This window comes from Methylobacterium sp. J-118, from assembly GCF_057836565.1.
This window is the reverse complement of record NZ_JBYQFA010000001.1, coordinates 2,739,970-2,764,826: the sequence shown is the minus strand read 5'-3', so window position 1 is coordinate 2,764,826 and position 24,857 is coordinate 2,739,970. Positions and strand designations below refer to the sequence as shown.

Annotated in this window: 25 protein-coding genes; 17 read left to right on the top strand and 8 right to left on the bottom strand. The window is 66.5% G+C overall.

Annotation, left to right across the window (positions count from 1 at the left end; genetic code table 11):
- The first annotated feature begins 227 nt into the window (after window positions 1-227).
- Window positions 228-410 (top strand): DUF3606 domain-containing protein, encoded by a 183-nt coding sequence (locus tag AC3IF3_RS13295; RefSeq protein ID WP_003600567.1) that lies wholly within the window; start codon window positions 228-230, stop codon window positions 408-410.
- Between the two features lie 103 nt (window positions 411-513).
- Window positions 514-1,655, top strand: a protein-coding gene (locus AC3IF3_RS13290; protein WP_489229145.1) for an IS3 family transposase whose coding sequence is annotated in 2 segments (ribosomal slippage) — window positions 514-781 and window positions 781-1,655 — 1,143 coding nt in all. Because the reading frame shifts where the segments join, the coding sequence is not laid out codon by codon here.
- A gap of 318 nt (window positions 1,656-1,973) precedes the next feature.
- Here AC3IF3_RS13290 and AC3IF3_RS13285 read toward each other — a convergent pair.
- The 3 genes from AC3IF3_RS13285 to AC3IF3_RS13275 all read right to left on the bottom strand — a co-directional run bounded on the left by AC3IF3_RS13285 (window position 1,974) and on the right by AC3IF3_RS13275 (window position 5,066).
- Entirely contained in the window at window positions 1,974-2,882 is a 909-nt protein-coding gene (locus AC3IF3_RS13285; RefSeq protein ID WP_489229144.1) for a LysR family transcriptional regulator, read from the bottom strand.
- 98 nt (window positions 2,883-2,980) lie between these two features.
- A complete protein-coding gene (locus AC3IF3_RS13280; protein WP_489229143.1) occupies window positions 2,981-3,910 on the bottom strand; it encodes an EthD domain-containing protein in 930 nt (309 codons plus the stop codon).
- Window positions 3,911-3,941: 31 nt separating this feature from the next.
- Window positions 3,942-5,066 carry an alkene reductase gene (locus tag AC3IF3_RS13275; protein WP_489229142.1) on the bottom strand — a complete coding sequence of 375 codons (1,125 nt, stop codon included), beginning with the start codon at window positions 5,064-5,066 and terminating at the stop codon, window positions 3,942-3,944.
- Window positions 5,067-5,263: 197 nt separating this feature from the next.
- Between AC3IF3_RS13275 and AC3IF3_RS13270 the strand changes: the two genes are divergently transcribed.
- From AC3IF3_RS13270 to AC3IF3_RS13255, 4 genes are all read left to right on the top strand, one after another.
- Entirely contained in the window at window positions 5,264-5,722 is a 459-nt protein-coding gene (locus AC3IF3_RS13270; RefSeq protein ID WP_489229141.1) for a diguanylate cyclase domain-containing protein, read from the top strand.
- A 271-nt stretch (window positions 5,723-5,993) separates the two neighbouring features.
- A complete protein-coding gene (locus tag AC3IF3_RS13265) occupies window positions 5,994-7,151 on the top strand; it encodes a Gfo/Idh/MocA family protein (RefSeq protein ID WP_489229140.1) in 1,158 nt (385 codons plus the stop codon).
- Between the two features lie 154 nt (window positions 7,152-7,305).
- Window positions 7,306-8,553: an MFS transporter gene (locus AC3IF3_RS13260; RefSeq protein WP_489229139.1), complete on the top strand. Its 1,248-nt coding sequence runs from the start codon at window positions 7,306-7,308 to the stop codon at window positions 8,551-8,553.
- A gap of 274 nt (window positions 8,554-8,827) precedes the next feature.
- Window positions 8,828-9,070, top strand: a complete 243-nt coding sequence (locus AC3IF3_RS13255) for a DUF6522 family protein (protein WP_489229138.1) — start codon at window positions 8,828-8,830, stop codon at window positions 9,068-9,070.
- A 507-nt stretch (window positions 9,071-9,577) separates the two neighbouring features.
- Here the strand turns inward: AC3IF3_RS13255 and AC3IF3_RS13250 are convergent.
- The 4 genes from AC3IF3_RS13250 to AC3IF3_RS13235 all read right to left on the bottom strand — a co-directional run bounded on the left by AC3IF3_RS13250 (window position 9,578) and on the right by AC3IF3_RS13235 (window position 11,875).
- Window positions 9,578-9,931, bottom strand: coding sequence for a hypothetical protein (locus tag AC3IF3_RS13250; protein ID WP_489229137.1), 354 nt, complete (start codon window positions 9,929-9,931; stop codon window positions 9,578-9,580).
- A 220-nt stretch (window positions 9,932-10,151) separates the two neighbouring features.
- The gene (locus AC3IF3_RS13245) at window positions 10,152-11,183 is read right to left on the bottom strand and encodes an HWE histidine kinase domain-containing protein (protein WP_489229136.1); all 1,032 of its coding nucleotides are present in this window, start codon (window positions 11,181-11,183) and stop codon (window positions 10,152-10,154) included.
- A 189-nt stretch (window positions 11,184-11,372) separates the two neighbouring features.
- Window positions 11,373-11,621 (bottom strand): hypothetical protein, encoded by a 249-nt coding sequence (locus AC3IF3_RS13240; protein WP_489229135.1) that lies wholly within the window; start codon window positions 11,619-11,621, stop codon window positions 11,373-11,375.
- On the bottom strand, window positions 11,618-11,875 hold the full coding sequence (locus AC3IF3_RS13235; protein ID WP_489229134.1) for a hypothetical protein: 258 nt from the start codon (window positions 11,873-11,875) through the stop codon (window positions 11,618-11,620). The genes AC3IF3_RS13240 and AC3IF3_RS13235 overlap by 4 nt, the downstream gene beginning before the upstream one ends.
- A 292-nt stretch (window positions 11,876-12,167) precedes the next feature.
- Between AC3IF3_RS13235 and AC3IF3_RS13230 the strand changes: the two genes are divergently transcribed.
- Window positions 12,168-12,497 (top strand): YciI family protein, encoded by a 330-nt coding sequence (locus AC3IF3_RS13230; protein WP_489229133.1) that lies wholly within the window; start codon window positions 12,168-12,170, stop codon window positions 12,495-12,497.
- Window positions 12,498-12,571: 74 nt separating this feature from the next.
- Window positions 12,572-13,327, top strand: coding sequence for an SDR family NAD(P)-dependent oxidoreductase (locus AC3IF3_RS13225; protein WP_489229132.1), 756 nt, complete (start codon window positions 12,572-12,574; stop codon window positions 13,325-13,327).
- Between the two features lie 549 nt (window positions 13,328-13,876).
- Here AC3IF3_RS13225 and AC3IF3_RS13220 read toward each other — a convergent pair.
- Window positions 13,877-14,884, bottom strand: coding sequence for a LysR family transcriptional regulator (locus AC3IF3_RS13220; protein ID WP_489229131.1), 1,008 nt, complete (start codon window positions 14,882-14,884; stop codon window positions 13,877-13,879).
- Between AC3IF3_RS13220 and AC3IF3_RS13215 the strand changes: the two genes are divergently transcribed.
- From AC3IF3_RS13215 to AC3IF3_RS13175, 9 genes are all read left to right on the top strand, one after another.
- Entirely contained in the window at window positions 14,875-15,630 is a 756-nt protein-coding gene (locus tag AC3IF3_RS13215; RefSeq protein WP_489229130.1) for an SDR family NAD(P)-dependent oxidoreductase, read from the top strand. The genes AC3IF3_RS13220 and AC3IF3_RS13215 overlap by 10 nt on opposite strands.
- 174 nt (window positions 15,631-15,804) lie before the next feature.
- Window positions 15,805-16,248, top strand: coding sequence for a (2Fe-2S)-binding protein (locus AC3IF3_RS13210; protein WP_489229129.1), 444 nt, complete (start codon window positions 15,805-15,807; stop codon window positions 16,246-16,248).
- A gap of 13 nt (window positions 16,249-16,261) precedes the next feature.
- Complete coding sequence (locus AC3IF3_RS13205) at window positions 16,262-18,532, top strand: xanthine dehydrogenase family protein molybdopterin-binding subunit (protein ID WP_489229128.1); 2,271 nt, start codon at window positions 16,262-16,264, stop codon at window positions 18,530-18,532.
- An 87-nt stretch (window positions 18,533-18,619) separates the two neighbouring features.
- On the top strand, window positions 18,620-20,047 hold the full coding sequence (locus AC3IF3_RS13200) for an amidase (protein WP_489229127.1): 1,428 nt from the start codon (window positions 18,620-18,622) through the stop codon (window positions 20,045-20,047).
- Window positions 20,048-20,232: 185 nt separating this feature from the next.
- Complete coding sequence (locus AC3IF3_RS13195; protein WP_489229126.1) at window positions 20,233-20,871, top strand: HD domain-containing protein; 639 nt, start codon at window positions 20,233-20,235, stop codon at window positions 20,869-20,871.
- A gap of 64 nt (window positions 20,872-20,935) precedes the next feature.
- Window positions 20,936-21,451 carry a DUF1993 domain-containing protein gene (locus AC3IF3_RS13190; RefSeq protein ID WP_489229125.1) on the top strand — a complete coding sequence of 172 codons (516 nt, stop codon included), beginning with the start codon at window positions 20,936-20,938 and terminating at the stop codon, window positions 21,449-21,451.
- Between the two features lie 143 nt (window positions 21,452-21,594).
- The gene (locus AC3IF3_RS13185; protein ID WP_489216346.1) at window positions 21,595-22,056 is read left to right on the top strand and encodes a DUF4126 family protein; all 462 of its coding nucleotides are present in this window, start codon (window positions 21,595-21,597) and stop codon (window positions 22,054-22,056) included.
- Window positions 22,056-23,453, top strand: coding sequence for an FAD-containing oxidoreductase (locus AC3IF3_RS13180; protein WP_489231293.1), 1,398 nt, complete (start codon window positions 22,056-22,058; stop codon window positions 23,451-23,453). The genes AC3IF3_RS13185 and AC3IF3_RS13180 overlap by 1 nt, the downstream gene beginning before the upstream one ends.
- Entirely contained in the window at window positions 23,450-24,850 is a 1,401-nt protein-coding gene (locus AC3IF3_RS13175; RefSeq protein ID WP_489229124.1) for an FAD-dependent oxidoreductase, read from the top strand. The genes AC3IF3_RS13180 and AC3IF3_RS13175 overlap by 4 nt, the downstream gene beginning before the upstream one ends.
- The last annotated feature ends 7 nt before the right edge of the window (window positions 24,851-24,857 follow it).

Here is a 24,857-nt window from a genome sequence, read left to right as displayed (position 1 = left end):
CACCTTTTGACCCACATTTTGAAACGGCTTGTACCGGCTCGTATCGGACGCAGCCGGACGATGCGGCCTCACGCGCGCGAGGGCCGACACCAAACCTTGATAGGGGAGGACGAGCTTCGTTGCAGACTGCGTGGTCGCGCTTCCCCGCATTCCTTCGCGCTCGTCCCCCATCAAGGTCGTCGCGAGGTTCTCCCTAGACCGCAATCATCATCCCAACAGGATCACTCATGGCCGGCCTTAAGGACAAGCGTGGCTTCATCGATAAGGACCGACTCGATCTGTCGGAACGCAAGGCTGTCGAGTTCTGGATGAAGCGCTGGGGCGTCACGCAGGACCAACTTACGGCAGCGCATCGGAAGGTCGGTCGAATGACCAAGGACATCGCCGCCGAGTTGGGCAAGAAGCGTTAGGGGCACGCTCGCCACGACGGGGCAGCTCGTGAAGAGATGACCTGACCGGCCGGCTTTGGACCGGGCTGATTGAGAGGATCAGCCTGGTGCAGAGGAGTTGGGGATGAAGCGAGGACAGAGGCCGAGCGCGGAACAGGTCGTGCTGATGCTGCGCCAGATCGAGGTGCAGACGGCACAAGGGAAAAGCATCGCCGTTGCCTGTAAGGAAGCGGATGTCTCCGAGCAGAGCTACTACCGCTGGCGTAAGGAATACGGCGGTCTGAAAATTGATCAGGCCAGGAAGATGAAAGATCTGGAGCGCGAAAACGCTCGGCTTCATCGGCTTGTGGCGAATCTATCTTTAGAGAAGCAGGTTCTGGCGGACGTCGCCTCGGGAAACTTGTAGCCCCCGAGCGACGCAGGCAGACGGTCGACGTCATTCGGGAGGAGTATGGTCTCTCGGAACGTCACGCCTGCGGGATCGTCGGCCAGCACCGGGGCACGCAGCGCTACGTGCCCACCGTGCCGGCCGACGAGGATGCGCTGACCCGAGCCATCGTTGCCCTGGCGTCCGAGTACGGGCGCTATGGCTACCGTCGTGTCACCGCGCTGCTGCAGGCAGGCGGCTGGCAGGTGGGCAAGGACCGGGTTCAGCGCATCTGGCGTCGCGAGGGGCTCAAGGTCCCCAGCCGACATAAACCCCGCAGCCGCCTCTGGCTGAACGACGGCTCGTGCGTGCGTCTGCGGCCACTCCACCGCAACCACGTCTGGAGCTTAGACTTCGTGCAGGCTCAGACCCACGACCGCCGGAGCCTGCGCATCCTGACGCTGATCGATGAGCACAGCCGGGCGTGCCTCGCCTTGAGGGTGGCGCGGCGCATCAACAGCCTCGGCGTAATCGAGGCCCTGGCAGAGGCGATGTGCCTCCACGGCATCCCGGAGAACATCCGCTGCGACAATGGTCCCGAGATGATCGCGAAGGCGTTGCGCAAATGGGTTGCCAAAACTGATCCACAGATCCAGTACATCGCGCCAGGATCACCGTGGGAGAACGGGTATTGTGAGAGCTTTAATGGCAATCTGCACGACGAGTGCCTGCGCCAGGAGATATTCTACTCGCTGAAGGAGGCACAGATCGTAATCGGCCTCTGGCAGAACACCTACAACCGCGTCCGGCCCCATTCGTCGCTAGGCTATCGGCCGCCCGCGCCCCTCAGCTTCCCGGATCTGGCCTTCCAGCTACCCATGGGCGTGACCATGCAGTAGCCTCGCAACTGGCCCGGTCCAAAATACCGGTCAGGTCACCATTGGCAAACAAGCGGCTTTTTCTTTGTCAAAAATGCATATGACCCCGATATGACCCCGCCCCGGACGCGTGTGGAAACCCCTGGCCCATGAGGGGTCGTGACCACGTTCAGGCAGCACTGCGGGTGCTTCCTCGGCAGGATTCTGGAGAGTAGTCTGGTAGCGAAAGTCCGATTATCGCGGTCATCTGAACGTCGGAGGCCAGTAAATTCCTTTCGCCAGGATACGCGCCGCTCGGCGTTCAACCTCCGCGAACCGCAGTCTCGATCCTCGTCTCCGTTACAGGTCCCAGGGCGGACGCGGCTGCCAGGATGCGGTTAGGAGTTCGACGAACGCGGTTACCTTCGGCGGCAGCAGTCGACGGGCTGGGTAGACGACCGCCAGGGCTTCGCCTTCCGAAGCCTGACCCGCGAGGATCGGCACCAATCTGCCGTCGCGGAGTTCGTCCGAGATGAGGAAGGTGGCCAACTGGCCGATACCGAAGCCTGCGACGACCGTATCGCGTAGCCCTTCGGCGTTGTTTGACGTCAGCGAGCCCCCGGCGGCGACCATCCGTTGTTTCCCATTCTCGCGAAACCGCCATTCGACAGGGCGGCCGCCGTGGCAGAACGTCAGGCAATCGTGGTCCGCCAGGTCGCCCACCGTCGCGGGCGTCCCACGCTGCGCCAGGTAGTCCGGTGCGGCACAGGTCACGAGTGCGTGGGGCGCGACCTTCCGGCTGACCAGATTGCTGTCGACCATGCCGCCCACCCGGACCGCAACGTCGATTCCCTCGCCGACGAGGTCGACGTAGCGGTCGTTGAAGCTGACGTTCACGCTTACCGCAGGCCAAAGCCGCATGTAGCGCTGAAGGATGGGGAGAACCTGCAGGCGTCCGAGCGACACCGGGACGTCGATCCTCAGGCGGCCGGTCGGTGACACGCCCCGCGCCGATACGACCGCTTCCGCGGCTTCCAGGGACACCAGGATTTCCGCACACCCCGCGTGGAACGTCGCGCCCTCGTCGGTGAGCGTCACGCTGCGCGTCGTCCGATGCAGCAGGCGTACGCCGAGGCGGGCCTCCAGACGCGTGATCCGCTTGCCGATTGTCGAGCGCGACAGGCCCAGCCGCTCGGCGGCTACCGTGAAGCTCCGGGCGTCCGCCGCATGCACGAACGCGACGATGTCCTCGATCCGTTCAGGAGACATGACGGGCGCCCCGTCCCGCGCGTTCCGCATGGGTGCGTGGGGCCCGCCCGTCCCCGGTATCCTGCCAGGACGCCGCAAGGGCGCCCCGGTTCGGACGATCAGCGATCCTGGAGCGTACCGGTGTGCAGCAGGTGACGGACATCGGCGGCGACCTGGTTGCGGGCGCCGAGCCTCTCGATCAGCTGGGCCGGACGGCTGCCCCGCAATCCTGCGAGCGTCAGTTGCTTGTCTCGGACATAGGTGTAGACGCCGCTGACCGCAAACGGCGTGGCATACGCCACGTCCCGACCCAAGCCTTCGCAGGCCCGGACAAAGGCGTCGGACGCGTAGAACGTGCTCCGCTCCAGCGGCGACGCGAATGCGAGGTCGAGGATCGCGATCAGGCGACGTTCGGCCGGGACCTCGTGGCCGACGTTGGGCGCCGGGGGAGCCGGCTTGGCGTTGTCGTAGGGGTCCGGCAGGTGGAGGCGGACCCGCAGCACCGCCTCCTCGGCGGCGAGCGCCCGGGCGAGACGGCCGACGCGTTCGCCGAATGCCGCCGCATCGTCGTGGGCGGCACCAAGGTGGAGGTGGATGCGGTCGAGCCCGTCGTCGGCGTTCGGGGAAGGTTCGGCGATCCGGTCGACCAGCGTGGTCGAACCTTTCGGTAGCGCGTAGGCGACGGTGGCCGCGAACATGTTCTGCTCGTCGGCGAACAGGATCGGGCAAGCCTCGTTGAAGGCGGCCTGGTCCTCCGCGGAATGGAAGCCGATCTCGACGCCACCGTCGAGGTCGTAATCCGGGAACGGGCGGATGCCCTCCATGGCGGGCCAGAGGCGGGCGTCCTGCTCGCGGGCGAGATGGGTCTGCACGTACCAGCCGAGGCCCGGAATGCGTGAGCAAAGGGGGCCGTGCACGTCCCGCCAGTAGGTGGCGAACAGCTCATGCGGCACCACCGGATGGCGCAGCACCGTAGTGTATGAGTTGATCGCGATGCCTTTATCGCGGTTGGCGTAATCGACGGATGTCGTGAGCTTTGGCAAGGTCATATCCTTCGGGCGAAGTGGGGAAGCGAGTGGGTCAGGCGGCGGTGTAAATCGGGTAGTCGACGTACCCGGCGGCGCCACCACCGTAGAAGGTCGCCTTGTCCGGGACCGCCAGGGGGAAGCCTTCCCGCAGCCGGGCGACAAGGTCCGGATTGGCGATGAACGCTTGCCCGAATGCGGCGAGGTCGATGGTCCCCTCGGCGATCAGCGCATTCGCGCGTTCCAACGTCATCCCGCCAGCGAGGATGATCGCGCCGGTTGGGAAGGCAGCGCGCAGCTTTTCCCAGAAAGGGGGCTGGGCCGGGATGGCATCGACCGACATCTCGCCGGTATCAAAGCTCGATTGGTCCATGACGTGGATGTAGGCGATGCCGCGCCCGGCAAGCTCAGACGCCAGCGCGAGGTAGGTCTCCTCCGTCCCATCGTAGGCGGGCATGTCGAACAGCCGGCCGTAGGGCGAAATCCTGAGGCCGATTTTGGCTGAGCCGATCCGAGCCGCGATGGCGTCGACAACCTCCAAGGTGAAGGCTATGCGGCCGGTGACCGTCGATCCCGAATAGCGGTCGGTACGGTCGTTCACGTGTGGGTTGAGAAACTGCTCGTGCAGGTAACCGTTGGCACCGTGGATCTCGACGCCGTTGAACCCGGCCTCGATGGCATTCGATGCCGCGGTCGCGAAATCGTCCACCACGCGGCGGACCTCGTCCGTCGACAGGACGCGGGGACGGGAGGTCTCGACAAAAGTCGGCTTGCCGGCCTCGTCGTAGGCATACGCTTTGGCGCCCGCCGCCGGTTTGGCCGACGCGCTGACCGGGAGGCCATGGTCCTTTTGGAGGGATGTGTGAGACACGCGTCCCACGTGCCAAAGCTGCGCGAACATGCGGCCGCCGGCGCCGCGCACCGAAGCCGTGACGATTCTCCAGCCCGCGATTTGCTCGGGCGAGAAGATGCCGGGGTTGAACAGGTAGCCCCGCCCTTCCGCAGTGATGGTCGTACCCTCAGAGACGATCAGTCCGGCCGTCGCCCGCTGCGTGTAGTAAAGCGCGGTCATTGCGTCCGCCTCATCGTTTGAGGCCCTGGACCGTGTCAGCGGCGCCATCACGATCCGATTGGGCAGTTCCAAACCGGCCAGGGAAAACGGGGAGAACAGGGGCGACACGAAATTCCTTCCGAACAGGGCGACCGGTCCATTCCTCCGCCGGGCACCTCATCCTGAGATATGGGCGCGGAACGCTCCCGGAAGGCACCTCGGTTCCGATCTGTAGGGACACAGCGTCCCCAATCGGCCGCCACGTCGAGGATGCCGGTCATGCCAAGCGGACGTCCCACTGTCTGGTTCTCATCGCGGAGCATCCGATGCGGAGGTTGGGGGCTCATGCGGAAGGCGACGAGGTTCTCTGCTGGGTCGCCTCTGCCGGGACGGCAGCAATTGGTCGAGGCAATTGGTTTGAGCGGCTTGGGGGCGACGAGTTCGGCCTCTTGCGGCAGGCCAGCACGGTCGCGGCGGCCATATTCCGGTTGGAGACGATACACCGGCGCCTCAGTGACGGCCTCCGAGGGTCGGGCCATCCTGTCGGCATCACCATGGGAGCCGTCGACGCACGGCCCGGGACCACCCTGGATCGGGCGACGGGGATCCGCGAAGCCGACCGCTTCATGTACACCGCCAAACGCACGCGAAGGGGCGGGTTTAGCATCGAGATATTCGGAGGAAGCGCCGTCCCAGCGTTCTCGACGAGAGGTGCCGGGGAACGCGCCCGTCGCTGCCGCGTCAGGCATCACCTCCAGGCTGGTGAGCTTGCCGCCAGGTCTTGAGACGCAGGGTGCGACGCCGTTCCAAAACCATCTCCCGACACGGCATGCTCACCCGCAACCGCCTCTCGCGGGGCGGTCGCCCCAGGCGCAGGACACGCATAGGCGGTCCGCTGCATGGTTTTGCAACGATTGCTGCACCGCACAGTTGATGCCCAGACCCCATGCGCCAGCCGCATATCGTCAGGGCCGGACGTTCCGATCCGTCTTGCCACCGGTCGTTCGACAGCCCGACCTTCGGCGTGGACCAACCCAGATATTCACAAGAGATCCCATGAGCATCGCCTCCGCCCTCGGTCTGACGTCGGGCAAGAAGGTCCGCTATGCCTTCGTTGCCCTCGGTGACATCACTCAGGAAGCCATGTTGCCCGGCGTCGAGCACACCGGAAACTCCGAGGTCGTGGCCTTCGTTACCAGCGACCCCGAGAAGGCACGTGGCGTCGGCAAGCAGTACGGCGTCACCGACACCTACACCTACGAGCAGTTCGGCGAGCTCCTCGCCTCGGGCAAGATCGACGCGATCTACCTCGCGACCCCGAACTGGCGCCATGCCGAGTTCGCGATCCCCGCCCTGAGGGCCGGCATCCACGTGCTGGTCGAGAAGCCGCTGGAGATCTCCACCGCCAAGTGCCGCGAGATCCTGGATGTCGCGAAATCCTCCTCCGCCAAGCTGATGGTGGCCTACCGGCTTCACTTCGAGCCGGCGACGCTCGCGACCATCGACCTGATCCGCGCCGGAAAGCTCGGCGAACTCCTGACGTTCTCGGCGACCTTCACCCAGATGGTTTCGCCCGAAAACCACCGGGCGACGAGCGGCGTGGAGGCCGGGCCAGTCTTCGACATGGGGCCCTATCCGGTCAACGCGGCCCGTTACGTCTTCGGCGACGAGCCGACCGAGGTGGTCTCCGCCATCGGCGTGCGCCACCCCGAGGCGGGCCTGGGGGAATTCGACGACACCGTCGCGGTGACGTTGCGTTTCCCCGGCAATCGCCTCGCCCAGTTCGTGCTGTCCTACTACGGCAACACCCTCGACACCTACGCGGTGGTGGGCACGAAGGGCAGTGTCGAGGTCAACCCGGGCTTCATGTACGGCAAGCCCCTGGAGCACACCGTCACGCTCGGCGAGACCAAGAGCCACGAGAGTTTCAAGAACACCGACCATTTCGGTGGTGAGCTCCATTACTTCTCCGACTGCATCCTCAACGATAAGGACCCAGAGCCCGATGGGGAGGAAGGCTATGCCGACGTGCGCGTGCTTGAAGGCATCGTCCAGGCGCTCAGGAACAACGGGTCGGTCAAGCTGGAGCCGTTCGAGCGCACGAAGCGAATCGACACGTCGGCCCAGCGAGAAACACTGAAGGCCCGCAAGTCGCCGGACCTCGTCAACACCTCGAATCCCGGCAAGGGCAAGGACAAGGTCCCCGTGAACTGACGCACTCCGAAGTCGGACGCGGAATGGATGTTGTCGGAACGGGTAGGCGGACGGGAATGAGCGGGAAACGTACAGCTATGGTGACCGACGGGGCCTCGATCCGTCCCGCCGCGACACCCGATGACGACCGTGCATGCCTGGGCGGCTCCGGCACATGACCCTCGTCGACCTGCCCGAAAGCGCTCGCCAGGACCTCGACGAGGCGATTGCTCCGGCGACACCTGTCCCCGCCGTACATCCGACCCTCGTCCTCGTGGCGTTGGCGATGGGTGGCTTCGCCATCGGCACGACCGAGTTCGCGGCGATGAGCCTGTTGCCGGCCTTCGCGCCCGATCTGGGCATCGACGCGCCGACGGCCGGTCACGTGATCAGCGCCTACGCGCTCGGTGTCGTCGTCGGTGCCCCCGTCATCGCGGTCCTGGCCGCCCGGATCGCGCGGCGCACGCTGCTCATCGGCCTGATGACGCTGTTTGCATTGGGCAACGTCCTCTCCGCCCTGGCGCCGAGCTATCACTGGATGCTGGCATTCCGATTCATCGCCGGCCTGCCGCATGGCGCCTATTTCGGGGTGGCGGCCCTGGTCGCCGCGTCTTTGGTGCCGCGCGCCAAGCGTTCCCAGGCGGTCTCGCGCGTGATCGCCGGGCTTACGATCGCGACCGTTGTCGGCGTACCGCTGGCCAACGGGATCGGGCAACTCGTCGGCTGGCGTTGGAGCTTCGGCCTTGTGGCCACCCTGGCCATCGCCACCATCGCCCTGGTCCGCCTCCATGCGCCGCTGGGGGGGCCGGCACCTGGGGCGAGCGCGCTGCGGGAACTCGGCGCGCTGCGGAGCGGACAGGTCTGGCTGACGCTCGCCACCGGCGCCATTGGGTTCGGCGGCCTGTTCTCGGTCTACACCTACCTCGCCTCGACGATGCTGGAGGTCACCCACGCCTCCCCCGCCGCAATCCCGGCGATCCTGGCCTTGTTCGGTCTCGGCCTGACATTCGGCAATCTTGCCTGCGCCTGGGCGGCCGACCGAGCGCTGATGCCCGCGGCCGGGGCGACCCTGGTCTGGAGTGCCGTCGCCCTCGCACTGTATCCGTTCGCCACCGGCAGTTTGTGGACGTTAGGTCCCGTTGTGTTCCTTATCGGTTGCGGCGGTGGCCTCGCCACCATCCTGCAAACCCGCCTCATGGACGTGGCGGAGGATGCGCAGACGCTGGCCGCCGCCCTCAACCACTCAGCATTCAACCTTGCCAACGCGCTCGGGCCCTGGCTTGCCGGCCTCGCCCTCGCTGCAGGGTTCGGCCTCCCCGCCACGGGGTGGGTCGGCGTGGCCCTTGCGCTGGGTGGCCTCGCGCTATGGGCGACCTCGATGCTGTTCGACCACCGGTACGTTCGCCATCGACAGGTGCGGTGATCGGAATTGAACGGGCCCGGGTTGATCTCCGTGTGGCTCGGATCTGACGTCTACGCCCATCCCGAAAGTCCGTGATGGGTGGTTTCCCGACTGTCCGGTTTTCGATAGCACACTAGAACAAGCGGACGTTTGCTCCGGTCGCCAGGATCGGCCGTTTCGGACCCTTTCTGGCCGCTTCCCGCTGGTTTGCGCCCTCATCGCCGCAGGCAGCACCCCAGTATGCTAACGTTGCTCTCAGCTCCGCATCTGCCGCCAAGCTGATCAGGGCTACCTCATGCGATTAGAGCGCAACGAGCGCGGCGACTGGATGCTCGATCCCGAGCAGCTCCACTCCCGACTCATGATCAATCCAGGCCTCATGCGGCAGAAGATGAGGCTCGGCCTTGTCACCAGCCGGATCGAAAAGGGCGTCGATGCGGATGTCGGTAGGTCGCGCGTGACGATAAGTGTCGCCACCTCGACCTGGGAAGGGATTTTCGACGAGACGGGATCCTTGATGAGCGAGAAAATTGTATGAGCTAATCGGAAATAAGTTCGCCCAACACCTTAATGATTTTTCTGAAAAGGTCCGCTGGCCGAGTCAGTATATTTGGCAGAAACTTGAGTTTAGCCGGCTGCTTCCCTGCAGGCTCTAGCTGCGCCCCGGATTGTGGAAAGACGAGGCGCACATGTCGGCTCTGTCGCTAGGTCACGCACGGAGTTCGACGGCGCTCATGCGTCAGCCAGAGTGACGGGGTGGCCGAGAAAGGCGAGCCGGCCGACCACCTCCACTATAACCCTCACTATTACGCCGCCAACGTGTTCGACATGGATCATCAAGGTCTGGAGCTCGTCCATAGGGGCTGCCAGCGGGCTTCGTCCCAAAAGTCATGTCCCCGCGACGTGTGGGCCGAACCTGGTCGGTACCGAGACGACATCAACGATGAGGTCCCGGGTCAGCAGGTCCGATGGTCTTTTGATGTAGCAGGAACGTTCGGTCGACGAATCTTCCACTCCCCGTGCGACCGAACACCGATGCGTAAGCCTACGGCAGAGCGCCGATCATCCCCTTAGCCTGGGTCATCGTGTTTTCGCAGGCGCGCTTTTCCCCCCGCTGGTCTTCGGCGCCAGCCCGGATGATGAGGGTCCTGGCAACAGCGACGTGGTCGGCGGTCGAGATCATGTCGGGATCGCTTGGGGCGTCGAGGCGAGCCGTGGTGACGCCATGGGTCGAACCGGTCCGGAGTGTATGCCCGGCTTGGAGGCCGGCGACTTGCACGGCCCCGGCGCTGTCGAGGCGACGCTCGATGGTGCCGATCTGCTCGGCGCAGGAGGATGCCATCGCGGGAAGCGGGGCGATGGCGAGGGTGAGGGCCGCGAGGGTGGGGATAACGCGCATCGGGGTAGCCTTCGGCTTAACGGCAGCATCGCGGTTCCGCCCGTCGAGCGTTTGACCCGATGCCGTCCCTCACCCGTCGATGCGAGGGTAGCGCCTTCTCAAAGGTACGCCTCTCGTTTTGCTGCGTCGCAACATGAAACGCGGGGCAGGTCCGCGTTCCTTGTATCCGCCATCACATCAGAGGGATGCCGTGCCGTTCGCCTGCGATGCCGTTCGAGAGTCACCCATGGTCGGGTGAGTCGAGCGGCATCCCCACGGTGACCCGAAGGCCGTCCGGATCGTAGTCGATGGCCACCTCGGCATGGACCTGGGTAGCGAGGACGCGCTTGAGCAACCGCGATCCGAAGCCTTCCCGGGTCGGCAGCGCGACCGGCGGCCCGTCGTGCTCTTTCCAGACCCAGGTCAGCCGGGGCCCGGACTTCGTCTCTTCCAGGGTCCACGTCACCTCGATCCGCCCGCCGAACTCGGCGAGGGCGCCGTGCTTGGCGGCGTTGGTGGTGAGTTCGTGTACCGCCATGCCAACCGGCACCGCGAGCCACGACGGAAGGACCACATCCGGTCCCTGCAGGCGGATGCGGGTCTCGCCACCATCCTCGTAGGGCGCCAGTTCGGCTCGAAGGAGATCCTGGAACGGCACGGACTGGAACCGGTCCTCGGTGAGAAGGGCGTGCGTCTTTGCTAGGGACGCGATCCTCCCGCCGAACGCGTGCTGGAATTCCGGCATGGTAACGCTGCTGCGAGCGGTCGAGCTCATGATGGCCTGGACGGTGGCCAGCGTGTTCTTCACCCGGTGGTGAAGCTCGCGCACCAGGAACTGCTGATGTTCGAGCGCGGCCTTGCGCTCGGTCACCTCGCGCTGGGCGGAAACCCAATGGAGGATCCTGCCCCCGTCATCGACGACGGGCGTGATCAGCCATTCGACGGCATAGGTCGTCCCGTCCTTGCGATAATTCAGGGCCTCCCCCTGGAAACGCTCTCCGGCCCGGAGCGCCGTCCGCATAGCGTCCAACACGCGCCGGTCGGTCAGCGGCCCCTGCAGGAAACGCGGCGAACGACCGATCACCTCGTTCACGGCATAACCGGTCATGCGTGCGAAGGCGGGGTTGGCATACTCGATGATCGGCCCGGGCTCGGCGAGGTCGACCGATGTGACGAGGATCGCCTCGCCGGTAGCCTCGACGGCGGCCCTAAGGAAGGCCGCATCGATGTCCGGGCTCGCGGCGGCGAGGACGGGGTGTGGAGCGCCGTGCATGGCAGTCTCCGAAGGCTCGACGGTCGGATTGCAGATCGGGGATGAGGCGTGAACCCGCGGCGAGCAGGCGGGACGAGGGCATGCCGCCGAGGGCAAGTCCAGCCGGACGGGCCGAATACGTCGGCATTTCGATTCTGGGGCGGGATAACTGCGGGATGCGAAGCACCCGTCACGGGCGTCGGGACGCGCTTATCCCAGGATCTGGGATTTCGCCCCATCCCAACAAGCGACCAGGATCAGGGTTGAGAACCCGAGGGTGCGGCCGAACCGGTCCATGGCCTTCCTCGCCTGACGTGCTTCCCCGTCCCTTTCGTTAGGCATCGGCCAGATGCGCTTGTCATGCATCCCGGCCGAGCCGGTCCTTACCGCATCCGACATGCCTTCCGCTTGACCGTGGCAGAGGGCCTGCGAACCATTGTCCTGGCTGCCCATGCTCATCCTACCATCTGTCGATCTGTGATCGGACCCGGGCGGAGCCGCCCCTCGAACACCGGCAGGTGCTGCTGGTAGTCATCGAGGATCTCCCTTTCGAGCGCCTGACGCTGAACGTCCTCAAGGTCGGCGAGGATATCCTCGCCCCATGCGTCGCGTACCGACAGCAACCTGACCACGCCCCCCCTTGTCTCGAACTCCACCATGGCCTCCGCCTGGGCGTACTGGTCATGCGGGTCGATGCAGGCATGGAGAGGCATCGGCGTGCTCTAATATAAATACAAGGTCGAGGAAGTCGCGCTTGGCGACTCCCAAGCGCGATCCGGGAAAAGCCCGATGCGCGGGAGTGAGGCGGGGGCGCGTTGGCCCGCGCATCGGCCTAACGACGGATAGATCGCCAGGATAAGTAGGCTAGCAGGGTTCGGGACGGGCGACCGAACGATTTACGGAGATCCGCTAGGCATAAAAGCGGACCTCGACGACTGTACTTCCCACTCCAGAAGGATCATCGATTTCAATCGGCAACGCCAGGGTCAACCAGGATAGCCAGCGATGATCGATGAGAACTGGCCTCATTATTTCGCGGCTTATCACAGTCCTGGTCCGGAATGGGTTGACGGTACGCCGTACGACCGGCAGCCCGGCTTCGAAGATCACGTCGCATATATCGCTGATTGTCGGAGCAAGGGCTGGATCGTCCCCGACAATCCTTTCCGGGAGGCATCCGACGATGTTTCGAGGATCTTCGTATTCGGAAACGTGACGATCTTCAGGGCCACAGACCTTGAGGAGGCGATGAGGCTCGGGGCGGACAATCCGACCGTTCGGTCCGGGATGCTGAACGTCGAGGTCGCGCCCTGGGCTGTCCCGTCCCACGGATGAACGTGCACGGGAAGCGACCTGCTTGACCAAAAATCTCGCGTTCCCCGTGATCCGGGGGCCCACGATCAACCGACATGGAGATCGACATGCGTAAGTTAGAAGGACGGGTGGCCATCGTCACAGGGGCATCGAAAGGCATCGGGGCGGGGATCGCGCTGCGCCTGGCGGCGGAAGGGGCGAGCGTCGTCGTCAACTACGCCCGGAGCGTCGAGGCGGCGGAAAGGCTCGTCATGACGATCAGGGACGCCGGCGGGAAGGCAAAGGCGATCCAGGCGGACGTTTCCAGCCCCAGAGAGATCACCAAGCTGTTCGACGAGGCCGTCTCGGCGTTCGGACAAGTCGACATCCTGGTTAACAATGCCGGCATCTACGAGTTCGGCGACCTCGCCGGCATCACGCCGGAATCGATAGACCGGCAGTTCGGCCTCAACGTGAAGGGGCTGATCCTCGCGACGCAGGCGGCGGCGAGGGTGTTCCCCCCCACGGGCGGCGTGGTGGTCAACATCTCGTCCGGCGCCGGCGTCACCCCCATCGCCCAGGCGCAGGTCTACAGCGCCACGAAGGGCGCGGTCGACAGCCTGACCCGCTCGCTCGCGCTCGAACTCGGGGCGCGCGAGATCCGCGTGGTCGGCGTCGCGCCCGGCCTCGTCGCGACGGAAGGCACCAGCGGGATGGGCGAGGAGGGCGCGGCCCCGTTCGTCGCCCGTACGCCGCTCGGCCGCATCGGTCAGCCCGCAGACATCGCCGCCACGGTCGCCTTCGCGGTCTCCGACGATGGCGGCTGGATCACCGGCGAGACCATCCAGGTCGGTGGCGGGCTGCGGCTATAGCCTGACGGCTCCGGCATGAGCGACTTCCATCCATCCACGAGCCGGGACTGACAATCACGGACCACAAGACCGAACAAGGTGTGATCGCATGCGACACGGATTGATCGTTCCGGCCCTCCTAGGGTTCGCGCTTGCCGGCCCGGCCCTCGGCCAGTCGGATCCCTATCGGCAGGCACCGAGCGCCCTGTTCCACGGCAACTATTGCGGCCCCGGGAACAACGCCCCTGCACCGCCCATCGATGCCCTCGATGCCGCCTGTGCCCGCCATGACGCTTGCAGCCCCAACAGTGGGCCCGCCACGAAAGCCTGCAACCTTCGCCTGCAACGAGATGCCGAGGCGATCTCGCGGGATCCCCGGCAGCCGAACGACCTCAGAACCCTCGCCGGGTTCGTGTCGATGGGGGCTTCGATGATGATGTCGACCGGTGTGCCCCATGCGGGGATACCGGTCGGTCGGACCTCGAACCGCAAACTTCACGCTGCGGATCACCGCCCGGAATTCGGAGCCGTCCGGCGGTCGAGCGACAGGGTTTCCGACGCCCGCGCGCATCAGGGACCTTTCAGCTCTGTCAGGAGAAAGTCCGCGAAGGCCCGAGCCGAGGGCTTCATGGCATGACCGCTCGCGAAGACGGCATGAAGTTCCACCGTATCCATATCCCAGTCCTTCAGGACCCGAACGAGGGCGCCGCTCTCAAGCTCCCGACGGCACGCGCCCAGCACCGACGAGATGATCCCGAGCCCTGCCACGGCGGCCGCGATGGCCCCCTCGTGCACTGACGCCTTCAGCCGGCTGTCGACGCCGATGGAGAGCTCTTGTCGCCCCTTGCGGAACGACCAGGTCGAAGGATGCCCGGGACCGAGGACGAACGCGTGGTCGGTGAGGTCGTCGGGCTTGGCCGGCACGCCCTTCAGGGCAAGGTAGGCCGGCGCCGCCGCGAGGACGCGGGGCCAGACGGCGACGAGCCTCGCCGTCGCGGTCGAGTCGCTCAGGCTTCCGAACCGCAGCGCGAGGTCGACGCCTTCGTTCACCAGGTGCTGGCGCTGGTCGTCCATCATGAGGTCGACGCGCAAGTCGGGGTGGCACTCCATGAAGCGGGCCAGCCGCGGGATAATCTCGCGGATGCCAAGGCTCGACGAGAGGCCGATCCGTAGCGTCCCACGAAGCTCGGCCGACCCCCGCGCCTCGTGATCGGCCTCCTCAAGGGCCATCAGGATCGGCTCGACCCGCGTCAGGTACTGCTCGCCGGCATCCGTCAGGGTCACGGCACGCGTGGTCCGCGTGAATAGCGCTGCGCCGACCTCGCTTTCCAGGGCCGCGATGATGCGCGAGGCCGAGGGCTGCGACAGTCCGAGGTCGCGTCCCGCGCCCGAGAAGCTTCCGGAGCGGGCCACGCGCACGAAAAGCTTGAGGGCAACGAGACGATCATTCATGTCTGGGATGAATATAACAAAGTTGAAAGCAATGGCTAGTGGCACGGTTTGGAATGAATGATCGTCGTTGACAGTTAAACACGCCGACCACCGGCAAAACTCGTAGGAATACTCAGATGCTCGCATTGGCCGACAAGACAGCGCTCGTCACCGGAGCCTCCAAGGGCATCGGGGCCGCCATCGCAAAGGCTCTCGCCAAGGCCGGTGCCACCGTGATCGTCAATTATGCGACCAGCCAGGCCGGTGCGGAGAAGACCGTCGCCGAGATCCGCGCAGCCGGTGGGCGCGCCCATGCCATCCAAGGGGATTTCTCAAAGCCCGACCAGATCAACCGCGTTTTCGTCGAGATCGAGAGCAAGTTCCGGACGTTGGACATCCTCGTCAACAACGCAGGGGTCTACAAGATCGGTCCCTTGGAGGATGTGACCCCAGCCGAATTCCACAGGCAATTCGACCTGAACGTTCTGGGACTGCTGCTGTTGACCCAGGCGGCCGTCCCCCTGTTCGGACCCGGAGGCGGCTCGATCATCAACATCGGCTCCACGGTCGGCAAGATGGCTCCGGCCAACAGCGCCATCTACGCCGCGACCAAGGGTGCCGTCGATTCGGTCACGGTCTCGTTGTCGAAGGAGCTCGGCAACCGCAAGATCCGGGTGAACAGCCTCAATCCGGGTCTCGTGGAAACCGAAGGCACCGTCACCGGGGGGTTCCTCGGGGAGAGCGATTTCCAGACCTTCGTCGTGGCCACCACTCCGCTGGGTCGCATCGGCCAGCCCGACGACATCGCCAACGTTGCCGTCTTCCTGGCGTCCGACGCAGCTGCGTGGGTGACCGGCCAGCAGATCGTCCTGGCCGGCGGGCAGACGATGTGATGGGTCCGGTCGGCCCCCGACCCTGAGTGGACGGGCGGAGCCGTACCGCGGCCGGACGCGACACCCCAACCGGGTCGGTCCCGCCCCGGCCCTGCGCAATCGGGGCCCGATCCTGGAACCGTCCACGACGAGCGCCCCGACCGACTCAACCATGGGCCAGGGAGTACCATCGCGATGATCCTCACCATCAACGGTTCGCGCCACGAGGCCGACGTCGAGGGCGACACGCCGCTCCTCTTCGTCCTGCGCGACACGCTGGGCCTCACCGGCACCAAGTACGGCTGCGGCATCGGCCAGTGCGGGGCCTGCACCGTGCTCCTCGACGGTCAGGCGACGCGTTCATGCCAGATCCCGGCCGACAGCGCGAAGGACGCCAGGATCGTCACCATCGAGGCCATTGAAGGGGATGAGGTCGGTCGCAAGGTCGTTGCCGCCTGGGTCGCGGGGCAGGTGCCGCAATGCGGCTACTGCCAGTCGGGGCAGGTCATGGCCGCCACCGCGCTGCTCCAGCAGACCCCTAAGCCCTCGGACGACGACATCGCCAACGCGATGACGAACCTGTGCCGGTGTGGGACCTACAACGCCATTGCCGCCGCCGTGCGGCAGGCCGCGGCTTGAGGAGGCGAACGCCATGAACGATCTCACTCCGATCCGTGCCGCGATGCGGCCCTCGCTCCATGTGGAACCGACGATCCGCAACCTTTCGCGCCGCGGGTTCCTCGGTGCCGCCACGGGCGCCCTCGTGCTCGGCGTCGGTCTCCCCGTCGGTTCGGCCCGAGCCCAGTCCGACGGCGCCGGGGCCATCGCGCCTAAACCCGGCACGCGGGTCTCGGCCTTCCTGGAGATCCGACCCGACGATAGCGTCAGGCTCCTCAGCCCCTTCGTCGAGGGCGGCCAGGGCATCAATACCGGGCTTGCCCAGACCATCGGCGAGGAGCTCGACCTCGATCCGTCGCGCTTCGCCGTCGAATGCGCGCCGCCCGGACCCGACTACGCCGTGGTCAATGGCCTGCGCATGACCGGCGGCAGCTTCTCGACCCGGTCGAGCTACGACGCCATGCGTCGGCTCGGCGCCACGGGGCGCGAGATGCTGCTGCGGGCCGCGGCCGCCAGGTTCGACGTCAAGCAGGACACGCTCACGACCAACGACGGTCGCGTCCTGCATGAAGCGTCGGGCCGCACCATCGGCTACGGCGCCCTGGCAGGTGCCGCCCTCATCCTGCAGCCGCGCGAGGACGTGCCGCTCAAGGACCCGAAGGCTTTCCGCTACATCGGCAAGCCGGTCGCCCGCCTCGACGTGCGCGACAAATCCACGGGCCGGGCGACCTACGCCATCGACCTCAAGGTCGACGGCATGCTCCATGCGGCCGTGGTCCACGCGGTCCATCTCGGCACGGAGCCCAAGGCCATCGCCAACGAGGCGGCGGTCAAGGCGATGCCGGGCGTTCACGCCGTCCACCGCCTGCCGGGCGCCGTGGCGGTCACCGCCGACAGCTGGTGGCGAGCGCGCAAGGCGGTCGAGGCCCTGAACGTGACCTGGACCGAGCCGGCACCCGCCGGCATCGCCACGGTCTCCGATGACTTCTCGTCGGCCGGGATGCGGGCCGCACTGAAAGCCGCCGACGCTGAGGGCCTCGTGGCCGAGGCGTCGGGCGATGCCGCGGGCGTGTTCGCCAAGGCCACGAAGGGCTCCGGGGTCACGGTGATCGAGGCCGAGTACGACGCGCCCTACCTCGCCCATGCCCAATTGGAGCCACCGTCCTCCATCGCGCGCTTCAACGCCGACGGCACCCTCGACCTTTGGGTGCAGAACCAGATGCCGGAGGTGTTCCAATCGGTGGCGGCCAAGGTCTCGGGCCTCCAGCCGGAGCGGGTTCGCATCCATTCGCCGATGCTCGGTGGCTTCTTCGGCCGCCATTTCTATTACGGCTCGTCGAATCCGTTCCCGCAGGCGATTCAGCTCGCCAAGGCCACGGGTCGGCCTGTGCGGGTGCTGTGGTCGCGCGAGGAGGAGTTCGGCATGGACGCCGTTCGTCCACTCGGCTTCGTACGGTTCCGCGCCGCCATCGGTCCCGACGGGATGCCGCTGGCCATCGAGACGCGTGCCGTGGGCGAGGGCCCGATTGGCCGCTGGTTCGGCTCGATCTTCAAGGCGCCCGTGGATGCCTCGGTGGTCGAGGGCCTCGACAAGAAACCCTACGCGATCCCGAACCGACGGATCGACTACGTGAAGGTCGCCCAGCCGGTGACCATCGCGTTCTGGCGCTCGGTCGGCCACTCGATGAACGACTTCTTCTCGGAGAGCTTCTTCGACGAGATCGCCCAGGCCGGCGGCAAGGACCCTTTCAACCTTCGCGTGGCGCTGCTGAAGGACAGCCCGCGCCACACGACCCTCCTCAAGGCCGTGGCCCACCTCGCCGGCGGTTGGAAGCGAGGGCCGTTCCAGGCCGCGGACGGCACAAGGCGCGCACGTGGCGTGTCCATGGCCTCGCCCTTCGGCTCGGAGACCGCGACCATCGCCGAGGTCTCGCTCAAGGACGGCGAGGCGAAGGTCCACGACCTCTGGATCGCCATCGATCCGGGCAGCATCGTCAACCCGGCGATCATCAGGCGCCAGGTCGAGGGTGCCGCAGCTCTGGGGCTGTCCGCCACGCTGCTGGAACAGGTGGTCTACGAGAAGGGCAAGCGCCAAGCCCGCAACTACGACACCTATCCGATCCTCGACCGGGAGAGGATGCCACGCGTGCACGTCGCCATCGTCGAGAGCGGTGCCCCCATGGGCGGCATCGGCGAGCCTGGCCTGCCCGGCGTTCCGCCCGCGGTGGTCAACGCCGTCGCCGCCCTCACCGGACAGCGAGTGCGAAGCCTGCCGCTCGCCAAGGAAAAGCTTTCGGGCGTGTAGCACGCGGGCTCGTCGGGCCTCCGGGGGGACATCCGGATCCGCCGACCGATACCGAAAGACCGTCCTGTCATCGAGCGAGGTTGAGTCATGGTCGAAACCCGGAACCACGACGAGGGTGTCCCGCTCCACTATGAGGATGCGACCCGTCTTGCCTCGCTCATTCGGACCAAAGCCATCTCGTCACGCATGGTGGTCCAATCGCATCTCGACCGCATCGAAGCGGTCAACGGCCCCATCAACGCCGTCGTCACCCTGATGGCGGATGACGCGCTCAGGAGCGCCAATGCCGCCGACGAAGCCGTCGCGCGGGGCGGACGCCTGGGGCCGCTGCACGGCGTCCCCTTCTCGATCAAGGATGCCATCGATACGGCGGGCACGCCCACGCAGCGCGGTTCGAGATTGTTCGCGGGCAACGTTCCCGAAACGGATGCGACGGTCGTCGCGCGCTTCAAGGCGGCCGGGGCCATCCCGCTCATCAAGACCAACCTGCCCGAGTTCTCGGCCTGGACCGAGAGCGACAACCTGGTGACGGGCCGCACCAACAACCCCTGGGACCTGACGCGCACCCCCGGCGGTTCCTCCGGCGGAGAGGCTGCGGCCATCGCGGCCGGGATGTCGCCAATCGGCATCGGAAGCGACGTGATGATCTCGGTGCGAGGACCGGCCGCATTCACGGGCATCGCCGCCCTGAAGGCGACGCACGGCCGCATCCCCTACACCGGCCACTACCCCAGCATCCTCTCGCATTGGTGGCACGTCGGGCCGATGGCCCGGAGCGTCGGCGACGTCGCCCTCGGCTACTCCATCCTGAAGGGACCTGATGGGGCTGATGGCTACGCCATCCATGCGCCGGATGCCGGGCCGGGGAACGTCCGTGTTCCCGGGCAGCCGCTCCGGGTCGGGTGGGTCTCGGAGGCTGCCTTCGGCCCGGTCGATCCTGAGATCACCGCAGCCCTTTCCGGCGCTGCGTCCCAGCTCGCCGATCTCGGCTGCATCGTGGAGGAGGTGACCCTGCCGTTCCTCGGCGATCCCTTCGGTACGCTCGCCACGCTGGTCTACGGCGAGATCGTCCCCTCGATCAAAGCCCTGGCGGAGGGCCGTGAGGACCAGTTGCACGCCGTGGGTGCCGGGATCGTCGGGATGTCGGACCCCTCGTTCATCGATTTCGCCGCCGCTCATGCCAGGGCCGAAGCGCTTCGATCGGCATTCGCAGGATTCTTCAGCATCCACGACGTCCTGCTGTGCCCGGTCAATCCGATGACCGCGACGCCGCACGGGGCCCAGACACTCGTCGTCAACGGTCGGCAGGTTTCGTGGACCCACGTCATGAGCGCGACCTGTCCGTTTAATCTCAGTGGGCTACCGGCGCTTTCGGTACCGTATGCCCTCAGCTCCGAGCATCTGCCGATCAACATCCAGCTCGTCGCCGGATGGCTCGACGAGGACACCATCCTGCGTCTCGGCGCCGTCCTCGAACGCAAGGGCGGTCTCGGACGCCGGCACCCGATCCCATAGACCGGGGACGCGGACCCATTCGCAGATTGCGATCCGATGGCGAGAGAGCGTCGCCTGACGCAGCAACGTCCTCGACTGCATGGGACGAAGAATGACTGACCAACAATCGTCCAAGCTTAGCTCATGCCGTCCAGGGAGGTGCTGAACGCCCCGATCCACATCGTACAGTGCAAGGAGAGCCAGCCATGACGATCTCGATCAGAGGCATCCACCTTCCGGACGGCAAGCTCGGTCGCGCCGTGACGGAATTCATCCGTGACACCGAGAACGACCTGCTCTTCAACCATTCGAGCCGCGTCTACTATTTCGGCGCCCTCGCGGGTCTCGACCGCGAGCTGAAGTTCGACGCCGAACTGCTCTACACCGGCGCGATGTTCCACGACATCGGCTTGATCCCGGCCTACAGCAGCGCGACGGAACGCTTCGAGGTCGACGGCGCGAATGCCGCCCGGGACTTCCTCAAGGGCCATGGCATCGATCAGACCGACATCGACACGGTGTGGACCTCGATAGCGCTTCACACCACGCCGGGCATTCCCAAGCACATGCACCCCGTCGTCGCCCTCGTCACCGCGGGCGTCGAGATGGATGTCCTGGGCCTGACCTACGCCGAGTACGCGGAGGAGGAACGCGAAGCCGTCGTTCGCGCGTACCCGCGCGCAGGCAGCTTCAAGGAAGACATCATCCAGGCGTTCTACGACGGCATCAAGCACAAGCCGGACTCGACCTTCGGCAACGTGAAGGCCGATGTCATCGCCGACAAGGAGCCGCATTTTCATCGCGGCAACTTCTGCGACGTGATCCGCGCGTCCCGCTGGCGCTGACGTTTCCCGGCCGCGCCCGGCTGCTTGAGCCGGCATCCCACCCCGTCAACCGGAGGCCGACACGATGCCCATTTCGATGTACCAAGCCTCGGTCCCCGTCCTCACGCGAGGACTTGGAGTGCTGTCGGATCTGCTGAGGAAGGGCGAGGCGCATGCCCGCGAGGCCGGCCTCGATCCAGCGTCCATCGTTGCGGCCCGCCTGGCCCCGGACATGCTGAACCTGGCCGGGCAGGTGCAACGGGCGAGCGACACGGCGAAATACACGGCCGCACGTCTCACCGAGGAGGCGGGACCATCCTTCGCGGATGATGAGGCGACCTTCGCCGAGCTTCACGAGCGTTGCGCGCGGACGGTGGCGTACCTGGAGTCGGTCCGCCCCGGGACCCTGGAGGGTAGCGAAACGCGGATGATCACGTTCGGGGGCGAGGCGCACAAGACGACGCTCCCGGGAGATGCCTACCTCCTCAGCTTCGCGCTGCCGAACTTCTTCTTCCACGTCACCACCGCCTACGACCTCCTACGCCACGTTGGCGTCCCCCTCGGCAAGGCCGACTATCTCGGGACGCGTGAGAGCCGCTGAGGCTTTCGCCGCGACCGTCCCGGGAGCCTTCCGCAGGAGCAATGAACCGGGGCGGCCGATCCGCGGCTCCCCCGGCAAAGCGATTTCCTCTGTCGCGCACAGGAAGCGACGGACGTCCGGAACCCCGAAGGGAAACCCAGGTCATGACGATGTACCTTCTCGCCCTGCTCGTCGGCATCATCGCCGGTCTCCGGGCGTTCGTGGCACCGGCCGTCGTGAGTTGGGCCGCGGCCTCCGGGTGGCTCAACCTGGACGGATCGTGGCTCGCCTTCCTCAGCTATCGCTACACCCCGTACGTGTTCACGCTGCTGGCCCTGGGCGAGTTCGTCACTGACCAGTTGCCAAGCACGCCGAGCCGCACGGTGCCGATGCAACTCGCGCCCCGGCTCCTGAGCGGCGCCCTTTGCGGCGCGGCCATCGGGATACCGTCGGGACAGCTTGTCGGAGGGCTCGTGGCCGGCATCGTCGGCGCCGGGATCGGCACCTACGGGGGCGCCGCGGCACGCGGACGCCTCGCCGCGACCTTCGGTAAGGATCGGCCGGCCGCATTCATCGAGGACGCCGTGGCCATCCTCGCCGGAGCGTTCATCCTCGGATCCCTATGATGGGCCGCCGGTTCGACGCCATCGTCATCGGTGCCGGCCAGGCCGGGCCGCCGCTGGCCGGCCGCCTCACGGCGGCGGGCCAGCGCGTCGCGGTGATCGAGCGCAACCTCTTCGGCGGCACCTGCGTCAACACCGGCTGCATGCCGACCAAGACCCTGGTGGCGAGTGCCTATGCCGCCCACCTCGCCCGCCGAGCCGCCGAGTACGGGGTGGTCCTGGAAGGGTCGGTCGGCATCGACGCTAAGGTCGTCGCCGCGCGACAGCAGGGCGTGTCCGCCAAGGCGCGGGCCAACGTCGAGATCTGGTTGCGCGGCATGGAGGGCTGCACCGTCCTGACCGGTCATGCCAGATTTGTGTCGAGTTACGCCGTGGCCGTGGGCGACGAGGTCCTGGAGGCGGAACATATCTTCATCAATGTCGGCGGCCGCGCCCGCGTGCCGGAGATGCCGGGGATCGACACGGTCCCGTTCCTTACGAACACCACGCTGCTGCAGCTCGACACGATTCCCGAGCACCTCGTCGTCATCGGCGGCAGCTACATCGGATTGGAATTCGCGCAGGCCTACCGGCGCTTCGGCAGTGCGGTCACCGTCGTGGAAATGGGCCCGCGGCTGATCGGGCGCGAGGATGCGGACATCTCGGAAGCGGTCGCCGGCATCCTGAGAGACGAGGGCATCGCCCTTCGGCTGAACGCGGAATGCGTCCGGTTCGCACTCCATGCCGACGGCATCACGGTCGGGGTCAACTGCCGGCAGGGCGAGCCCGAGATCGTCGGGTCCCACGCACTGCTGGCGGTGGGGCGCCGGCCGAACACCGACGACCTCGACCTGGAGGCAGCCGGCATCGCCATCGATGCGCGCGGCTTCATCACCGTCGACGACACCCTGCAGACCAGCGTGCCCGGGATCTACGCGCTCGGCGATTGCAACGGGCGCGGCGCCTTCACCCATACCGCCTACAACGATTTCGAGATCTTGGCCGCCAATCTCCTCGACGGGGCGGACCGCCGGGTCAGCGACCGCATCCCCGGCTATGCCCTCTACATCGACCCGCCCCTGGGACGCGTCGGCATGAGCGAGGCGGAAGCGCGGTCGAGCGGCCGCCCCGTCCTCATGGGGACCCGCCCGATGACCCGGGTCGGGCGGGCCGTCGAGAAAGGCGAGACCAAGGGCGTCATGAAGGTGCTGGTGGATGCCGGGAGCCGAGCCATCCTCGGCGCGGCGATCCTCGGGACCGGCGGCGACGAGGCCGTACACGGCATCCTCGACATGATGAACGCCGGGGCCACCGCGGACACCCTTCGGTGGGCGGTGCCGATCCACCCGACCGTGTCCGAACTGATCCCGACCGTCCTGAACGATCTGAAGGTGCTTGGCCACCGAGAGAATCCCGCATGAACGCGCTCGAACGCTACGACATCCTGATCCTAGGCGGCGGCAAGGCCGGCAAGACGCTGGCGATGGATCAGGCCAAGGCCGGCAAACGCGTCGCCGTCGTCGAGGCCGGCATGATCGGCGGCTCGTGCATCAATATCGCCTGCATCCCGACCAAGGCGCTCGTCCGCAGCGCGCAGGTCGCGCACCTGACCAAGCAAGCGGGCGCGTTCGGGGTCGTCACGCCCGGGGAACCAGCCATCGACATGCGTCGCGTGGCCTCGCGCACCGCCGAGGTCGTGGCCGGGATGGTCGCGGTCAACGCGAAGGCCTTTGCTGCGAGCGGGTTCGAGCTCGTGCTCGGCTGGGGTCGGTTCGTCGAGCCACGGGTGATCGAGGCCGTCGGCGAGTGGGGCGCCCGCCGGCTTACGGGGGATCGCATCTACCTCGATCTCGGCACCCGCGCCGCCATCCCGCCCGTACCGGGTGTGCGCGAGGTCGAACCGCTCACGCACGTCGAGGCGCTGACGCTCGACGTCCTACCCAACCACCTGCTGGTGATCGGCGGGGGCTACGTCGGCATGGAGATGGCCCAGTCGTTCCGCCACCTCGGCGCCGAGGTCACCATCATCGAGCACGGACCGCGCCTCGCCGCCCGGGAGGATGCGGACGTCGCCGGCGCGATCCAGGACCTGTTCCGGGCCGACGGCATCAAGCTCGCGCTGAACGCCAGGATAGCGGAGGTCTACGGTCATTCCGGCGACGGCGTGACCGTCCGGCTTGAGGACGGACAGGGGTTTGACGGATCGCACGTGCTGGTCGCGGCCGGGCGCGAGCCGATGACGAAGGACATCGGTCTCGACATTGCCGGCGTCACCCTCGACGCGCACGGGTTCATCACGGTCGACGAGCGCCTGGCCACCGCCGCACCCGGCATCTGGGCCCTCGGCGAGGTCGCCGGCAGCCCGATGTTCACCCACGTCTCGCTCGACGATTATCGCGTGGCCAAGAGCGGCATCGAAGGTGGGGGCCGCACGACGAGGGATCGCCTGGTGCCCTACGCCGTGTTCATCGAGCCCGAGTTCGCACGGGTGGGCCTCGGCGAACGCGAGGCCGAACAGGCGGGCGTCCCATACCGCGTGGCGCGGATCGCGATGGACGCCGTGCCGCGCGCCCGCACGCTCTCCGAGCGGACGGGCTTCATGAAGGCCCTCGTCGGCGACGACGACCGCATCCTCGGCTTCGCGATGCTGGGTGCCCAGGCCGGAGAGGTCATGTCCACGGTGCAGATGGCGATGCTCGGGAACCTGGCTTTCACGGTCTTACGCGACGCAATCCTGGCCCATCCGACGCTGGCCGAGGGACTGAACATGCTTTTCGCCAACCTTGGCGTGCGGACGCCTTCGGCGCAGGCGGCATGATGGCCAT

What these genes read in the sequence shown, in the direction of transcription:
- AC3IF3_RS13295 (WP_003600567.1), top strand. Translation starts at nt 228, where the DNA reads ATGGCCGGCCTTAAGGACAAGCGTGGCTTCATCGATAAGGACCGACTC.
- AC3IF3_RS13285 (WP_489229144.1), bottom strand. Translation starts at nt 2,882, where the DNA reads ATGTCTCCTGAACGGATCGAGGACATCGTCGCGTTCGTGCATGCGGCG.
- AC3IF3_RS13280 (WP_489229143.1), bottom strand. Translation starts at nt 3,910, where the DNA reads ATGACCTTGCCAAAGCTCACGACATCCGTCGATTACGCCAACCGCGAT.
- AC3IF3_RS13270 (WP_489229141.1), top strand. Translation starts at nt 5,264, where the DNA reads ATGCGGAGGTTGGGGGCTCATGCGGAAGGCGACGAGGTTCTCTGCTGG.
- AC3IF3_RS13265 (WP_489229140.1), top strand. Translation starts at nt 5,994, where the DNA reads ATGAGCATCGCCTCCGCCCTCGGTCTGACGTCGGGCAAGAAGGTCCGC.
- AC3IF3_RS13260 (WP_489229139.1), top strand. Translation starts at nt 7,306, where the DNA reads ATGACCCTCGTCGACCTGCCCGAAAGCGCTCGCCAGGACCTCGACGAG.
- AC3IF3_RS13255 (WP_489229138.1), top strand. Translation starts at nt 8,828, where the DNA reads ATGCGATTAGAGCGCAACGAGCGCGGCGACTGGATGCTCGATCCCGAG.
- AC3IF3_RS13250 (WP_489229137.1), bottom strand. Translation starts at nt 9,931, where the DNA reads ATGCGCGTTATCCCCACCCTCGCGGCCCTCACCCTCGCCATCGCCCCG.
- AC3IF3_RS13245 (WP_489229136.1), bottom strand. Translation starts at nt 11,183, where the DNA reads ATGCACGGCGCTCCACACCCCGTCCTCGCCGCCGCGAGCCCGGACATC.
- AC3IF3_RS13240 (WP_489229135.1), bottom strand. Translation starts at nt 11,621, where the DNA reads ATGAGCATGGGCAGCCAGGACAATGGTTCGCAGGCCCTCTGCCACGGT.
- AC3IF3_RS13235 (WP_489229134.1), bottom strand. Translation starts at nt 11,875, where the DNA reads ATGCCTCTCCATGCCTGCATCGACCCGCATGACCAGTACGCCCAGGCG.
- AC3IF3_RS13230 (WP_489229133.1), top strand. Translation starts at nt 12,168, where the DNA reads ATGATCGATGAGAACTGGCCTCATTATTTCGCGGCTTATCACAGTCCT.
- AC3IF3_RS13225 (WP_489229132.1), top strand. Translation starts at nt 12,572, where the DNA reads ATGGAGATCGACATGCGTAAGTTAGAAGGACGGGTGGCCATCGTCACA.
- AC3IF3_RS13215 (WP_489229130.1), top strand. Translation starts at nt 14,875, where the DNA reads ATGCTCGCATTGGCCGACAAGACAGCGCTCGTCACCGGAGCCTCCAAG.
- AC3IF3_RS13220 (WP_489229131.1), bottom strand. Translation starts at nt 14,884, where the DNA reads ATGCGAGCATCTGAGTATTCCTACGAGTTTTGCCGGTGGTCGGCGTGT.
- AC3IF3_RS13210 (WP_489229129.1), top strand. Translation starts at nt 15,805, where the DNA reads ATGATCCTCACCATCAACGGTTCGCGCCACGAGGCCGACGTCGAGGGC.
- AC3IF3_RS13205 (WP_489229128.1), top strand. Translation starts at nt 16,262, where the DNA reads ATGAACGATCTCACTCCGATCCGTGCCGCGATGCGGCCCTCGCTCCAT.
- AC3IF3_RS13200 (WP_489229127.1), top strand. Translation starts at nt 18,620, where the DNA reads ATGGTCGAAACCCGGAACCACGACGAGGGTGTCCCGCTCCACTATGAG.
- AC3IF3_RS13195 (WP_489229126.1), top strand. Translation starts at nt 20,233, where the DNA reads ATGACGATCTCGATCAGAGGCATCCACCTTCCGGACGGCAAGCTCGGT.
- AC3IF3_RS13190 (WP_489229125.1), top strand. Translation starts at nt 20,936, where the DNA reads ATGCCCATTTCGATGTACCAAGCCTCGGTCCCCGTCCTCACGCGAGGA.
- AC3IF3_RS13185 (WP_489216346.1), top strand. Translation starts at nt 21,595, where the DNA reads ATGACGATGTACCTTCTCGCCCTGCTCGTCGGCATCATCGCCGGTCTC.
- AC3IF3_RS13180 (WP_489231293.1), top strand. Translation starts at nt 22,056, where the DNA reads ATGGGCCGCCGGTTCGACGCCATCGTCATCGGTGCCGGCCAGGCCGGG.
- AC3IF3_RS13175 (WP_489229124.1), top strand. Translation starts at nt 23,450, where the DNA reads ATGAACGCGCTCGAACGCTACGACATCCTGATCCTAGGCGGCGGCAAG.